Below are 14792 nucleotides of genomic sequence, written 5' to 3' on the forward strand. Positions count from 1 at the left end.
GGCCGCTTCGCTTGACCTGCCTGCCCAGATCGCCGAAAGACGCGCCCGGTATGCCCGATCCCCGACCTGATGGCCGGGGTTTTCGCGCGTGGCGCAACCGCTTGGCGCCCGCGCCCGCGAGTTCGAGACAGGTCAGACGCGCATGGCGAACGTCGTCGTCGTAGGCGCCCAGTGGGGCGACGAGGGCAAGGGCAAGATCGTCGATTGGCTCTCGGAGCAGGCCGACGTCGTCGTCCGCTTCCAGGGCGGTCACAATGCCGGCCACACGCTCGTGGTCGGCGAGGCTGTCTACAAGCTCTCCCTGCTGCCCTCCGGGGTGGTCCGCCCGAATACGCTCGGCGTGATCGGCAACGGCGTGGTGCTCGACCCCTATGCGCTCGCTTCCGAGATCGACCGGCTCGCCGGCCAGGGCGTGAGGGTGACGCGCGAGAACCTTCGCGTGGCCGACAACGCCACTCTGATCCTCTCGCTCCACCGCGAACTCGACGCCCTGCGCGAGGACGGAGCGCCCGGCACCAAGATCGGCACGACCAAGCGCGGCATCGGCCCGGCCTACGAGGACAAGGTCGGCCGCCGGGCGATCCGCTTGATGGATCTGGCTGAGCCCGAGACCCTGCCGCCGAAGATCGAGCGGCTGCTCGCCCACCACAACGCCCTGCGCCGCGGCTTCGGCCTCGAGGAAATCTCCGAGCAGACGATCCTCGATGAGCTGACGGGGATCGCCGAGCGGGTGCTGCCGTATCAGGACACCGTCTGGCGCCTGCTCGACGAGGCGCGCCGGGGCGGCAAGCGCATCCTGTTCGAGGGCGCGCAGGGCGCGCTCCTCGACGTCGATCACGGCACCTACCCGTTCGTCACCTCCTCCAACACGGTGGCGGGACAGGCGGCGACCGGTTCGGGCCTCGGCCCGCGCGCCATCGGCTACGTGCTCGGCATCGCCAAAGCCTACACCACACGCGTCGGCGAGGGCCCGTTCCCGACCGAGCTGCACGACGAAATCGGCCAGCGCATCGGCGAGCGCGGCCACGAATTCGGCACCGTCACCGGGCGCAAGCGCCGCTGCGGCTGGTTCGACGCCTGCCTCGTGCGCCAGACCGTCAAGACCTCAGGCATCGACGGCATCGCGCTGACCAAGCTCGACGTGCTCGACGGCTTCGACGAGATCCGGGTCTGCACCGCCTACGACATCGACGGGCAGCGCTTCGACCATCTCCCCGCGAGCCAGGCGGCGCAGCAGCGTGCCGTTCCGGTCTACGAGACGATCCCCGGCTGGAGCGGCACCACCGCGGGCGCCCGCTCCTGGGCCGACCTGCCGGCGCAGGCGATCAAGTATGTGCGCCGGATCGAGGAGCTGATCGGCGCGCCGGTGGCGCTGCTCTCCACCTCGCCGGAGCGCGACGACACCATCCTCATGCACAACCCCTTCGAGGATTAAAGTCCCGGAACGACGGGGAGAGACAGGCAGATCCGGGCACGATGGCCGACTATTATCCGTTGCTGGCACGCGCGCTCGACGCTCTGCCCGACCGTTCCCCGGCCCTGCGCCGGGCGGTCTACGACCGTGCGCGCAGTGCGCTGATCGCGCAGCTCCGCTCGCTCGACCCGCCGGTGCCGGAAGCGGACATCGACCTCGAACGCAAAGCGCTCGACACGGCGATCGGCCGCCTCGAGGCGGAATACGAGGCGCCGCCCGCGGCGCCGATGCCGGCCGAGGAGCCTGCGGCAACCGCACCGGAGCCGCCCCCTCCCCCGCCGCCTGAACCGACCCGGCCCGAGCCGCTCTCGCCCGGCCCCCTGCCGCCGACGCTGCCGGAACCGGAGCCGCCGCAGAATTCCGACGAGCCGCTGGTTCTGCCGCCGGCCTCGGTGCCGGCCGGGATCGGATCGGATATCGGACCCGCCGAGCCGAAGCCGCCGGCCGAGACGGTGCCCTTCATGCCGCCGCCCCGCCGGTCGAGAACCGACGAGGCCGCAAAGCCTGAGCCGGCGAACGAGGACGGTTTCATTCCGGCAGTAGCCGGGCCCGAGCCGGCCGCCGTCGCGTCCGAGGCCGAGGCGAGTGCCGGTCCGGCCTCGCCCGAGACGAACGGTGCCGGCGAGGCGGGCAACGGCCGTCAGCGCCCGCGCATCGACGTGGTGACGCCGCCCGAGGGGCGTCCGCGCCTGCTGCGCAACCTGTTCGTCGGCGGCGTGCTCGCGGCGGTGATCGCGCTGATCGCGGTGGCGGCATTCTTCCTGCGCGACCAACCCTCCGATCTCCAGCAGAGCGCGGCCGAGCAGGAAACGCCGGCCGAGCAGCCGGACGCGAAGTTCTCGGATCGGGTCGGGGCCGAGCGCAACGAGGCCGAGGCCCGGCCGAAGCCTGCCGCTCCCGGCACCGCTCCGGCCCAGCCGGAGGTGACGGTCTCGCAGCGGGCGATTCTCTACGAGGAGAACCAGAGCGACGCGCGCGCGCAGCCGATCGCCACCAACGGCCATACGGTCTGGCGGCTGGAAGCGGTGAACGGCGAACAGGGCGAGCCCTTGCAGACGGCGCTCCGCGTCAACGTGGAATTCCCGGAAGCGGGGCTGACGCTGGCAATGACCATGCGCAAGAATCTGGACGCGACGCTGCCCGCGTCTCATACCGTCGAACTCGCCTTCACCAACAACGCGGATGCCGGCGCCAAGCGCGCGGTGCAGAATATCGGCTTGCTCCAACTCAAGGACGAGGAAGCCTCCCGCGGCTCCCCGGTCTCGGGCCTGCCGGTGCGGGTGCGCGAGAACCTGTTCCTGATCGGCCTGTCGTCGCTGAAGAGCGACGTGGACCGCAACACCGAGTTGTTGCTGCACAAGAACTGGTTCGATCTGGCCCTGACTTACGCGAACGGCCAGCGGGCGGTCATCAGCTTCGAAAAGGGCGCGGCCGGCACCCAGGCCCTGCAGGGCGCCTTCGCGCAGTGGCGCGACTGAGGCGCCGCCGGAAGAGGTGGCATGGGTAACAGCAAGCGTCGCGTTGGTGCTTGATGAAGCGCGCGGGCGCATGCTCGCTGTGGTTTTCCACGCATGAGCAGCGCCATACCGCCAACATGGTTCTGACGCGGATCGATCGCCCGTTTCCGCTGCGGCAACGGGATCTGCGGCGCGCCGCACGGTCCGGCCGCAGAAGGTGCAGGTTGCGGTGGCTCGCAAGCTGTCAGCGATGCTGCACATGATCCGGATGGACAGCACTCGCCTGACCCGTCGCCCACCCCGCTCTCACGAGGGAGACGCCCTGCCGGGATGCAAGTTGGAGCCGACCCCGTAGCGACCGTCGCGGACGAACTCGGACATGCGGGGTTTTGACAGCGGAGAGACGTCGGCTACGAACACTCATGTCGAGGCGGATAACCGTCCTCCGAACAAATCTTGTATCCGACGATGAGTACGACGCCATGACTGACAACCCGTCAGATCGGCTGCTCAGCCAGCGCTATCGCAATCGGATGATGGAAGAGCTGTTTTGTCTTGCGGATTGGGAGGACACCTTGTCTCTCTTGGGGATCGATGAATATCTCCAGATCCTTTTCGATTGGATGCCTGATTACCCGACATTCCCTCCGAACGAGGTAATTACAGAAAAAGAGAAGATCGCCTTATCCAAGACACTTGATCTACTAAACGAAGCAATTTCGGATAAATCCGCAAGAGCGGACATGGACAGTTTTATAAGAAGCGGATGGCCCCAGCGAATTGCCTCGACAGCACAAACAGCACTTTTTTTATTTGAATCTCGTGGCAGGTTTTCGGAAAAACTGGAGGAAATCGAACCGAGCGGCCACGAATACTCATAGCACACGAGCGCTGAATGCGGCCTGACCATCGAGCGGGCTGTTAACGAATGGTCGCTCGCAGGCCGCAACGGCGTCGTGACTGACGAAAAAAAGCCCGGCCCATCATGGGCCGGGCTTTTTCGGTCTCGGATCGAACCGGGCGGGCAACACCCTCGCAGCCTTACGAAATCCGCGCCTCGGTCCGGGGCAATTCGCGGGTCGCGAGGTTGCGCTTGACCGCCTCCTGCACCTTCTCGAAGGCGCGCACCTCGATCTGACGGACACGCTCGCGCGAGACGCCGAACTCGCCCGAGAGATCCTCCAGGGTGATCGGGTCGTCGGCCAGCCGCCGCGCCTCGAAGATGCGCCGCTCGCGCGGGTTCAGCACGCCGAGCGCGTCGCGCAGGGCCGAGAGACGGTTGCGCCCCTCTTCCTCGCGGGCGAGCACGGTCTCCTGGCTCGGGCTGTTGTCCACCAGCCAATCCTGCCACTCGCCCTCGCCCTCCTCGCGCAAGGGCGCGTTGAGCGAGGTGTCGCCGGACAGGCGGCGGTTCATGTCGATCACGTCCTGCGCGGGCACGCCGAGCGAGGTGGCGATGTGCTGGACCTGATCGGGGCGCAGGTCGCCTTCGTCGAGCGCCGAAATGCGGCTCTTCGCCTTGCGCAGGTTGAAGAACAGCTTCTTCTGGTTGGCGGTGGTGCCCATCTTCACGAGCGACCACGAGCGCAGGATGTATTCCTGGATCGCCGCCTTGATCCACCACATCGCGTAGGTGGCCAACCGGAAGCCCTTGTCCGGATCGAAGCGCTTGACGGCCTGCATCAAGCCGACATTGCCCTCGGACACCACTTCGCTGATCGGCAGGCCATAGCCGCGATAGCCCATGGCGATCTTGGCCACGAGACGTAGGTGCGACGTCACGAGGCGGTGGGCGGCTTCGCGGTCACCGTCGTCCCGCCAGCTTTTGGCAAGGGTAAACTCTTCCGCCGGCTCCAGCATCGGGAACTTGCGGATCTCATCGAGGTAGCGCGAAAGGCCTCCCTCATTGGCGAGCACGGGCAGAGCGCCGGCCATGTGCACCTCCTTCAACAGCCCCCCTGTCGGGCGGGCTCCAAGCGAATGGCCGCTCTCTTGAGCCGACCACGCCGCTCCCCATCTTAATGGAAATCCGTCATGCCCGGTAGCGACCAACGCTGTTCACGCAGGGTCCAACGCGCGAACCGGAGTCCGGGTTTAACGTGTCATGGGCGCACAGGGGTCGCTGTGCCGAAACGCACCTTTCTTAGCCCCCTCTCGATGCTTCGCGTGAACAGGCTCGGCCTGCTTGGATAAGGCGCCTCACGCCCCGCGCAGGCGAAACGCCTGAACATCCGCGCCGAGACACGCATCGAGGAAGCGCAGGACGTCTTCTCGCGGTTGCGGGCGGCCGAGATGGTAGCCCTGCATGAAGGGGCAGCCCATGGTCTGAAGCGTGGCAAGATCGTCCGCCGTCTCGATACCCTCGGCCACGACTTCGAGACCGAGCGCCCGGCCGAGACCGAGCACCGCCTGGACGAGGCCGCGCTTGTCCTCGGCCTCGGTCAAACCGGTCACGAGGCTGCGGTCGATCTTGACCCGGTCGGCCCGTAACTGGCGCACCGAGGCCAGGGACGAGTAGCCGGTCCCGAAATCATCGAGCGCCATCCGGATGCCGGCCCGCGACAGCGCCAGCAGCTTGCCCTGCACCGCCTCGATGTCGAGCGCCGTCTCCTCGGTGATCTCGATTTCCAGGGCCGTCGCCGGCAGGCCGAGGACTCGGAGCCGCCCGAGCACGATCTCATCGACCGCGATCTGCGCCATCTCCCGTGGCGAGACGTTCATCGCCACCGAGAGGTCGTGAAGCCCCCGCGCTCGCAGCGCGCACAGCATCGCGCAGACCTGCTCCAGGATGAAGCGCAGCAGCGATTCCGTCAGACCCGCCATGGCGGCGGCGGAGATCAGGTCGGCGGGCGGCACCCAGCCATGCACCGGGTGGTGCCAGCGCACCAGCGCCTCCAGGTTGGTCACGCGGTGACCGTCCGGTCCGAAGATCGGCTGGAACCACACGTCCAACTCTCCCTCGGCCAGGGCCTGCGAGAGATCGCGCTCGCAGTCGCGCCGCATCTCCAGGCGCGTGCTGAGCCCATCGTCGAACAGGCGGAAGTGATTGCGGCCCGAATGCTTGGCGGCATAGAGCGCCTCGTCGGCGCAACTCAGCAGATGTGTCAGGCTGTCCGCCGGACGGTGGCAGATGCCGATGCTCATGCCCAGCCGGCCCGTGTCGAAGCTTTCGAACGGTTCGGCCACGGTCCGGATCAGGCGTTCCGCGAGGACGGCCGGGCTCTCGGTCACCCGATGACTGTCGTAGACGAGGGCGAACTCGTCTCCTCCGAGACGGGCGGCGTCGCAATCCACCGGCACGGCGACCTGGATGCGCCGGGCGACCTCGGTCAGAACGCGGTCCCCGGTGGAGTGGCCGTAGACGTCGTTGACGGACTTGAAGCCGTCGAGGTCGAGCAGCATCAGGCAGACCGGCGCCCCCGCCGCCAGCCGCTCCTCCGCCCGCTGGACGAAGCCCGCGCGGTTCAAGAGGCCGGTCAGCCCGTCATGCGTCGCGCGCTCGCGCATTTCCTCCGCCAGCGCGCTCGCGCTCGCATGGGCGGCCTTGCGCGCCTCGGCGAGCGCGGTCGCCTCGTTCTTCAAGCGGCTGGTCTCCCGGAATCCCCGCTCGGTCGCGATCGAGCTGCGGATCAGCGCGGCCAGGTACAACAGCACGGTGGCCGCGAGGCAGATCCGGTCGAAACCGCCGACGGCGAGCAGGCACCCCGCGACCGAGAGGAGCGGCGGCATGATGAATGAGATCGGGATCCGCGCGTAGGCGATGCCGTGGGTCACCGCACCGGCCGTGATTCCGCAGGTGACGGTAAGATAGAACAGCGTCTGCGCCGAGGTGTAGCCGTCGCACAGGATCGGCAGGAAGGCCCAGACCGAGCCGGAGAGGAGCGCGGCAAGGCATGCCAGCCACAGGTGCCGGTCGATCGAGCGGACCGCGGCCCCTTCGGAAATCGGAGCCCGGCCGGGAGACATCGCCAGCCCCGCACAGGGCGCGCGGCACAACCCGAAGCGCAACCCGTTGACGGCGGTGGAGGCGGAAAACCAGAGGGCACCGATGGCACCGTGCCCCGAATGCAGGGCGACCAGGAAGCCGGCCAGACCGAGAAGCGCGTTGACGGGCAGGGCCTGCTGCACGCTGGCGCGCACCGCCTCGAGCTGATCGCGGCGGATCAGCCTGTCGAGATGCGGCTCGGTGCTCGAACGTGAGCGCATGAGGACGAGTCCGGGTCGGACGCTTCGGAGATGAAGCACACTGCCTTTACGCGCAAAGACGTAACAGATGGTTGAGAAGAGCTTCATCATCCGGCGGCACGTCGAGATGACGCGCCGGCGACGCCATGACAGACCTAACCTTACGTTCGTCTGGAATGATCCTTCGACAAGAGTCAGGGCGATACCGAGATGACCGGGGCAGCCGCGCTCTAATGCCTGGCGTCCCGCCACGCTGGAAACTGCGGTGATCGGTCGGCATCCCGGCTGGACCGACGCGGGTGAAGTGTCGCTCACAGAACGCCCGCTGCGCGGCCCCATTCGGCGGCCAGAGGATCGGTGATCGGGCGGCTGGCGTGGCGCACCCTCGGGCGCGAGGAAGTTCCGGTCGCGCGATGCCACCTTCGGTCGCGTTCCAACCGCGATCCGGAACTCTACTTATCCGGGTATCCGGTGGCCCGAGCGCCGCATTCATCCCGCTCACAGAGGACGTCATGCGCGTTTTCCATTCGGTCGGTCAGGTTTTCGGCAACGGCCTTCGCTCCGGCGTCGGCGGTTTGAGCGCCGCGCTCGATGGGTTGACGCTCCTCGTCGGGCGCGCCTCGGACCGCTTCGACGCGCATTGGGCGCAACGAACGCCACAGCTCCGGTCGCTCCGCCGACATGACGGCCCGCGGCCGCTCGATCTGCCCTTCCTCCACCTGTAAACCGCAGTCCGGTGCTCGACCCACCGGAGCCGCCCGTCACCCCTTCTTGCGCAAGGGGCGCACGAAACAGCCCGCGCGCGGCACGAAGCCGGTGGCGCCGCAGAATTCCGGCAGGCCGGTCTCCTCCGTGACGGCAAGAAGCTGGATCGTGCCACAGCCCGCCATCCGCGCGGCTTGCGAGGCGGCCTTCAGCAACTGGCGGCCGACGCCGCGGCGGCGCCCGTCCGGAGCGACCAGCAGCATCGTGATCTGCGCCACCGGCGAGGCCTGCTCGAGCACCGGATACCAGTGCAGCACCACGATCCCGCTCGGCGGCCCCCATTCGAGGGCGAGCAGCGCCGTGCCGTGGCCATACCGGAGCACCTCGAGCTGCTCGGCCAGCACATGCGAGGGCACGGGATGGCCCGAGGCGCTCAACAGCTCCGCAAGCCCCGGTGCATCGGCCGGCAGCGCCGAGCGGATCTCCAGCCCGTATCGGCTTCCCAACAGCTCCTCCGCCCGATGTCATTTCCAACCTGCGCCACGGCACCCGAGCAACCTGCGCTGCTCCATGGACCCGATGGCGCGGGTGTTTCACGGCGGCGGGCCGAGAGGCAAGGCGATGTGGTTTTCCGGGCCCGCGCAGGTTGCCGCAGAGGTGGTTCGGGGCGCCTCACCCTGCCGGGGGCCCGGCGCCCTGAGGGCCGCGGGTCGTCTCAGCCGAGGGTGGCCAGCAGCCGCGAAAGATCCTCCGGCAGCGGGCTCTCGAAGCGCAGGCGCTCTCCGGAGCGTGGATGGAGAAATCCGAGTTCGACCGCGTGCAAGGCCTGCCGCCCGAGGGCGTCCAGGGCGGCACGAGCGGGCTCGCTGAGCCGAGCCGCCTTGGTCTTGAAGGCGCCACCATAGACCGCGTCTCCCAGGAGCGGATGGCCGCGATGGCTCAAATGCACCCGGATCTGGTGGGTGCGCCCGGTTTCCAGGTGGCAGCGCAGCAAGGCCGTGACGCCACTCTCCCCGTGCACGTCCTCGACCCGGTAGTGGGTGATCGCCTCCCGCCCCTCGCCCTCGCGGACCACGGCGATCTTTTCGCGATTGTGGCGCGAGCGCGCGAGGTTCGCCCGGATCGTGCCGGCCCGTGGTTCCGGCACGTTCCAGACCAGAGCGAGATAGGCCCGCTCCAGGGCGCCGCTGCGGCCATGGTCGGCGAACTGGGCCGAAAGGCCCTGATGGGCAAGGTCGTTCTTAGCGACGACGAGCAGGCCACTCGTGTCCTTGTCGAGGCGGTGGACGATGCCGGGCCGGCGCACGCCGCCGATACCGGACAGGCTCGCCCCGCAATGCGCGATCAGCCGATTGACGAGGGTGCCGTCCTCGTGCCCCGCCGCCGGGTGAACGACGAGCCCTGCCGGCTTGTCGATGACGATGAGATCTTCGTCCTCATGGACGACGGCGAGCGGCAAAGCCTCGCCGAGCGGCTCGGCGGGAAGCGGCGCCGGGACGCTGAGATCGATCCGGCTGCCGGCCCCGACCTTGCGCGCGGGATCGCGCACCACGATCCCGTCGCAGCGCACGAGGCCCTCGCGCACCAATCCCTGGAGCCGGGCACGGGAAAGGTCGTCGAAGACGCGGGCAAGGACGCGGTCGAGCCGCTCGGGAACGGTTCCCTCGTCGAGCACGAGGCTACGCGCCTCGTCCGCGCCGGGGACCATGGAAAGCACCGTGGAGGACACCGTGAGGATTCTCGTCATTTCGCCCCGGAAAGCGCTTGCGGGGTCCGGGATGCCTCGCTATACGAACCCCCGTCGGCCCGGAAGCTCCCATCGTCTAGCGGTCTAGGAGGTCTTTATACCCCTACCATCCTACCAAGTGTGTAGGTGCAAGGGCTTAGAGTTGGTAGCCCTACCAAGTTGCCTCCCAAGGCCCTTGGAAGTTGCTACAGTCCTGATCGGATGGGGTTGACCACCGGTTCCTGCAAGTGTACTCCTAGTTTGGCGCTAGGAATATATGGGCTCCCTTCGTCTAGTGGCCCAGGACGTCGCCCTCTCACGGCGAAAACAGGGGTTCGAGTCCCCTAGGGAGCGCCAATTTATTTGGCTTCTACCGATATTATTTATTGCACCGACGCTTGCTTGTCTCTCCTTAACAGCACTTAGTTAGTATTTGCATTTGAAACTGCGGTTTTAGATTTTACAATCTGCAACAAGCCTAAACAACAACGTGCAGTTTGCTGGACACCAAAGGTGGTATTCCAGAGCAAACCTGTGGGAAGCACTTCCCTACGAAGACATGTTCAACCAGTTCATCAGATCGGTCACGCGGACGCTGAAGTCAGACGTCGGCGGCGCAAACGGAACGTGATCCCTCAGCTACCGGCTAACGACCGAGATCGGAGGGGCGTCCCCGTGCAAAAGCTTTTCTTCGACGAAAGTGGGCAGACCGGAACGCACCTCTTCGACGAGGCGCAGCCGTGGTTCACCCTTGCGAGCACCGACATCTGTGAGGCCGAGGCTGCGGAGATCATCGCTCGCTGCTTCCCGGGCCGGCAGGGAAAAGAACTCAAGTCCAGATCCATTCTCAAGGGCGGCCGCGGCCGTCGCCAGTTCCTCGACTTCGCCCGGGAGGTGGGTAGGCGGCCCGACAGCTTCTGTGCCGTGAAAATCGGCAAACGCTTCACCCTTGTTTGCAAGATGGTCGACAATCTCGTCGAGCCGCTGTTGCGGGCGAAAGGCTACGACTTCTATTCGGGCGATTATGCGCGGCGCTTCGCCAACTCGGCGTATTTCGTGTTCACAAACCTCCTCGCCCGGCCGGTGGCGGACGGTCTCTTGTCCACCTACAACGAATTCGCCAGAGCCCCCGACACAGCGAAGCTGGCGACGTTGCATGCGGCCCTGGTCGGCGCTCGTCGGGATGCGCCATACGGATCCGGGGTCACGCTCGACCTCATGGAAGAGGGAGCTCGGCACTTCGCCGCGCTCAACGACCTCGATTCCTTCGAGGATTCAAACGAGATTCACGTGACGGCCGCGGTCGAGTGCATGGGGCATTGGTTGCAGCGGCATCAAGGGCCGTTCGAGGTCATTCACGACGAAAGCCTGCACTTTTTCGGGCAATCAGCGAGGTGGGAGGCGATTACGAACCCCGACGTCGATGCCGTGACCATCACGGTCGGCGCCAAGACGATGAACCTGCCGATCCCTGTCACGGCCACGGTGAGCGCACACAGCCACGACTGCCCCTCCATACAGTTGTGCGACTTGGTGGCCGGCGTCCTGAGCCGCGCGGCGGCCGCGCAGCCAACCCCCGACTTCAGAGTCTTTGTGGAGCAGGCGGTCGAATCGGGACTTGGCGAAGTTCTGGTCTATCCCATCGACGCGGGCGACGAGTTCATCTCGGGTCCCCCCGCTCGTGCCGAGGGACCCGACGCCGTCGATCGCATCGTGGAGGCCGTGGTTCGCCGGTCCCCCTCATCGAGCTGACCTGCAGCAACCCGAGCCCTCGCCCGTTATCCGATCACTGGGCGGGCAGCCCGTGCTTTGCCGCAAACGAGCGCCATCTTCGTCCTACTCGTAACTCCGGACAATCTTCTCCACAGCCTCAACGAAGCCCGGGTCGCTGAGGCTCCGTCCATCCATGCTCTCGATTGCTCCGTCCTCCGCGCGCCGAAGCCCCCTAGCTCTCAGTTTGCGCACATCGACGAAGTCCTTCAGCGCCTCCACCTCGGTCACGTTCAGGGCCAACTCGTTCGCGAGAGGCAACCGAGCGCTGTCTTTGGTCGCCACTGCAGAGCCATCGACGACGTGCAGGACGGTCGATCTCGCGGCCTTCTTGAGTATGTCGAGCTGCGTCTTCAAACTTCGGTTTTGCGTCAGGACGAGACCGACCTGATGCCGAAGCGCAGGATTGTCGATGCCGGCGACTTCGTCAGGCGACAGCAGCTCGGTCGGCTCAGGATTGTGACGGCGGGCTCGGGATGGTGCCAGAACGAACTCCGCAGCGCCCGCCCAAGCTTTCAGGAGGGAGATGTAAGGGTTCGCTCCGCCGCGCTTGTTCCGAAGCGATTGCTCGGCAAGGCTGTGCTCCTTAGCCGGGAAACGCGCCTTATATCGCCGCACCACCTCGGGGATCGTCGGTCGCTGAGCGGCTTCGAGGACGAGAACGCGACAAACCTCGTTGAGGTTCGCGAGCTTCACGCGAACCTGATCCTGGGTCGCAGCCTCCGTCAGCTCGGCCAAGGACCTATCGACGATTGCAAGCGCTTCCGTGACCTGAACGCTCATGCCACAAGCTCCGCCCAACGCAGGCCAACCTGCCGCCTCTCGGCAGCGAACGGCAGGGCCAGGGAATCCCGAAAGACCTTGGATTCTCCGACGAACACCACCTGACGCTCGCCCCTCGTCAACGCGGTGTAGAGCCAGGACGGGTCAAGTACGCGACTTTGGTAAATCGGGACGACAACACGGGGCGCGCTGGATCCCTGGCACTTGTGACACGTAACGGCGTAGGCGAGGTCCAGATCGACGAGGTGCTCCTCCGTCAGTCGCCTGCAATCGCTCTCACCCTCGAATATCACCTCCAGCGCGCGATCGTCCGGGAACGTCCGCGTCACGCGTCCGAGCATGCCGTTGAAGAGCCCCAACCGATAGTCGTTCCGCCCGAAAATGACAGGTGCGCCCGCCGAGAAGAACCGTCCCAGGACTCCACGCATGGGCTCATTCCCTGTCCGTTCGGCATGCCGGTCGTGGAGCATTTCGTTGAGGGATTTGACCCCGGCCTCACCATCGTTTGTTGCGGTCACGATGATCGAGCCCCCCTCAAGAATGCCCAGTTCGAGCGCCACTCGCTCCACGGTGCCCGGGAACGCAGCCCCCTCAACCGCAACGAAAGACACTCCATCCTGCACCCCGGCGTAACGCTCGAAGATCGGCATGCATCTGCTACGCACCTGCGCGGCCGCCACAGGGATACCCGTCTCCGCGGCTTGGCGGTGTACGTGCGTGAGGTGGGACGTGATTCCGTCGTCGGCGACTAGGCGGTGGAAGACCAGCCCGAAGCCCACTGGAGGCAACTGAGCAGGGTCCCCGACCAGCAGAAGGCGCGCACCATCGGGCATCCGGCGAACAATCGCATGCACTGTCGGCAGATCGACCATCGAGGCCTCGTCGATCAGGACCAGCGTCGAGGTAGCGATCCGCGCCAAGGTCTCCCGCTTGCGGCTCGCAGCGGAGCGCGTCTTCTCGTCAGCTTCGGGATCGTCGATGACCCGATCCAGCCGGTCCCGCTCGTCGAGCTCGCCGAGCGTGCGCGCCAGCGTCCTCGCAAGGCGGCGGGTGGATCGGGACAACCGCAACGCGGCTTTTCCGGCGAGAGCGCAAGGTAGCACCTCTCCGCCAAGACGCTCCCACGCGTCACACAAGACCTTGCAGGTGTACGTCTTACCGGTCCCGCCCCCACCGGTGAGGCATGCCACCGGTAAGCATAGGATGCGAAGCACTGCGTCCGTCTGTTGCGAATGCAGCGGCCGGCCGACCGGAGTGACATCGGCGACCAGTTCGGCGATGCCGCTCGGCGACAGAAGTCTCACCGGCGAAGCCGCGTGCGAGAACACCAAGGATCTGAGGCGCCGAACGACGTGATCTTCCATCAAGGCGGCTCCCGGGGCCCGGTAGCCTTCCTCCACACACACGAGGGCGCCGTTCCGTTCCGCGGCCTGGACCGCGTCCTCAATGACTTCGGCACGATCCGTCTTGAGCAAACGTCCCAGGGAGAGCCGGACGTGCTCCGGGGCCATGACCGTATCGCCGCGGGCGAGGGCCCGCTTCACGGTTTCGTCGGCCGCCCCGACGAACCGCCGGACGTCCCACCCCGTCGCCCCGATGGTGGGCAGGAGCCGCCTTCCAAGGGCGTCGACGTTCTTCCAAGGTAGGAGGGGCACGAGGATGTACGGGTTGTCCGCGAGAATCCCGACCGCCTCGTCGCCGAGGATCCGGACGACCCGCCTGGCAACTGCTAGGTTCGAAACGCCATGACCATCCATCCAGGCCATGGCGGCGGCCTCGGAGGCGGCCGCTCGCCATGCCGCGACGGTGGCAGCAGCGATCCGTAGCGCCAGAAGCGGCCGGTCAGGGGCGATCACTTCGGCGATGCGTGGGATGTTCCGCTCGTCGGACAGTACGGTGCCCAAGGTATCGCCGAAGGCATCCCACAGGCGGCTCGCACGATCCCTTCCGATACCCGGAACGTTGAACGCCAAGTACCCCCTGACGAGCGCTCCGTCCGGCATCACGCGGCGGGCGGCCTCGGCATCGACCTGTCGGCCGTATGCCGTATCCAAAACCTCACCGTCGATGGCCCAGGTCTCCCCGACCTCGGGGGCGTCCGACATGGCGCTGATGGACGCCCGTACTCGTATCCTGCGACCGTGGTCGGCATGCCCTTTCGTCAGTACCGTTGCCGAAAAGATGACGCCCCAATCCCGGCGCGAGACGATGGTCTCGACGGCGACATCGATCATCGCGGCGGCTCCGTGCGTAGAATTTGGCCCGTTTCCGCCAGAAGACTCAGCTGTTCGCGGTAGCTCCGGATCTCGTTCCGCTGCCTTTCGATGGTCGCCGCCTGCTCGGCGACGATCTTGGCGAGTTCCCCGCTCCGCGCCTGAACCTTCTTCAGACGATCCACGACGACCTTGTCCAATGGGTCCGCATCCGCACGCGCCCCAACGGGCTTGAGTCCCTGCTCCGCAGCCACGGCGTTGATGGCGGTGCGAAGCTCCGCGTTTCGGAACAGATGCTGCTCCTGGCTCGGCCTCAGACTGAGCGCGCGGGCGACTCCCCGGACGTTCACCTTGCCGTCTGGCGTGGCCGGCAGCGTCGCCTCGCGTCCATCCGCGGGTTGATTCTTCCACGCCTCGATGCGCTCCGCCAACCACGGCTCCAGCTGACCGAGTATCTCGGGAACGACCGACTTGCTCAT

The 14792-nt window shown here is 66.5% G+C and carries 12 protein-coding genes and 1 tRNA gene; 6 read left to right on the forward strand and 7 right to left on the reverse strand.

Going from position 1 to position 14792, the window contains the following annotated elements; translation table 11 throughout:
* Positions 1-142 precede the first annotated feature (142 nt).
* From Y590_RS03795 to Y590_RS26220, 3 genes are all read left to right on the forward strand, one after another.
* Complete coding sequence (locus Y590_RS03795; RefSeq protein WP_060768716.1) at positions 143-1435, forward strand: adenylosuccinate synthase; 1293 nt, start codon at positions 143-145, stop codon at positions 1433-1435.
* A gap of 41 nt (positions 1436-1476) precedes the next feature.
* Positions 1477-2952: a hypothetical protein gene (locus Y590_RS03800; protein WP_060768717.1), complete on the forward strand. Its 1476-nt coding sequence runs from the start codon at positions 1477-1479 to the stop codon at positions 2950-2952.
* 461 nt (positions 2953-3413) lie between these two features.
* On the forward strand, positions 3414-3812 hold the full coding sequence (locus Y590_RS26220) for a hypothetical protein (protein WP_144439916.1): 399 nt from the start codon (positions 3414-3416) through the stop codon (positions 3810-3812).
* A gap of 160 nt (positions 3813-3972) precedes the next feature.
* On the opposite strand, the gene rpoH is transcribed toward Y590_RS26220, so the two are convergent.
* Positions 3973-4866, reverse strand: a complete 894-nt coding sequence (gene rpoH / locus Y590_RS03805; protein ID WP_060768718.1) for an RNA polymerase sigma factor RpoH — start codon at positions 4864-4866, stop codon at positions 3973-3975.
* A gap of 264 nt (positions 4867-5130) precedes the next feature.
* Positions 5131-7137 carry a putative bifunctional diguanylate cyclase/phosphodiesterase gene (locus Y590_RS03810; RefSeq protein ID WP_060768719.1) on the reverse strand — a complete coding sequence of 669 codons (2007 nt, stop codon included), beginning with the start codon at positions 7135-7137 and terminating at the stop codon, positions 5131-5133.
* A 491-nt stretch (positions 7138-7628) separates the two neighbouring features.
* On the opposite strand from Y590_RS03810, the gene Y590_RS03815 reads away from it, so the two are divergent.
* A complete protein-coding gene (locus Y590_RS03815) occupies positions 7629-7841 on the forward strand; it encodes a hypothetical protein (protein WP_245517637.1) in 213 nt (70 codons plus the stop codon).
* A 36-nt stretch (positions 7842-7877) separates the two neighbouring features.
* Here the strand turns inward: Y590_RS03815 and Y590_RS03820 are convergent, their stop codons facing one another.
* Positions 7878-8327, reverse strand: a complete 450-nt coding sequence (locus Y590_RS03820) for a GNAT family N-acetyltransferase (protein WP_060768720.1) — start codon at positions 8325-8327, stop codon at positions 7878-7880.
* Positions 8328-8536: 209 nt separating this feature from the next.
* Positions 8537-9529, reverse strand: a complete 993-nt coding sequence (locus Y590_RS03825) for an RluA family pseudouridine synthase (RefSeq protein ID WP_060768721.1) — start codon at positions 9527-9529, stop codon at positions 8537-8539.
* A 299-nt stretch (positions 9530-9828) separates the two neighbouring features.
* On the opposite strand from Y590_RS03825, the gene Y590_RS03830 reads away from it, so the two are divergent.
* Positions 9829-9904: transfer RNA gene (locus tag Y590_RS03830), tRNA-Glu, on the forward strand.
* Positions 9905-10222: 318 nt separating this feature from the next.
* Entirely contained in the window at positions 10223-11299 is a 1077-nt protein-coding gene (locus tag Y590_RS03835; protein ID WP_060768722.1) for a DUF3800 domain-containing protein, read from the forward strand.
* A gap of 84 nt (positions 11300-11383) precedes the next feature.
* Here the strand turns inward: Y590_RS03835 and gmtX are convergent, their stop codons facing one another.
* Genes gmtX through Y590_RS03850 form a run of 3 tightly spaced genes read right to left on the reverse strand, consistent with a single transcriptional unit; the run spans position 11384 to position 14792 of the window.
* Positions 11384-12100: a gamma-mobile-trio protein GmtX gene (gene gmtX, locus Y590_RS03840; RefSeq protein WP_060768723.1), complete on the reverse strand. Its 717-nt coding sequence runs from the start codon at positions 12098-12100 to the stop codon at positions 11384-11386.
* A complete protein-coding gene (locus tag Y590_RS03845; protein WP_060768724.1) occupies positions 12097-14334 on the reverse strand; it encodes an AAA family ATPase in 2238 nt (745 codons plus the stop codon). Before Y590_RS03845 ends, gmtX begins: the two co-directional genes overlap by 4 nt.
* Positions 14331-14792: a hypothetical protein gene (locus Y590_RS03850; RefSeq protein ID WP_060768725.1), complete on the reverse strand. Its 462-nt coding sequence runs from the start codon at positions 14790-14792 to the stop codon at positions 14331-14333. Before Y590_RS03850 ends, Y590_RS03845 begins: the two co-directional genes overlap by 4 nt.

The organism is Methylobacterium sp. AMS5 (assembly GCF_001542815.1).
Lineage (GTDB): Bacteria > Pseudomonadota > Alphaproteobacteria > Rhizobiales > Beijerinckiaceae > Methylobacterium.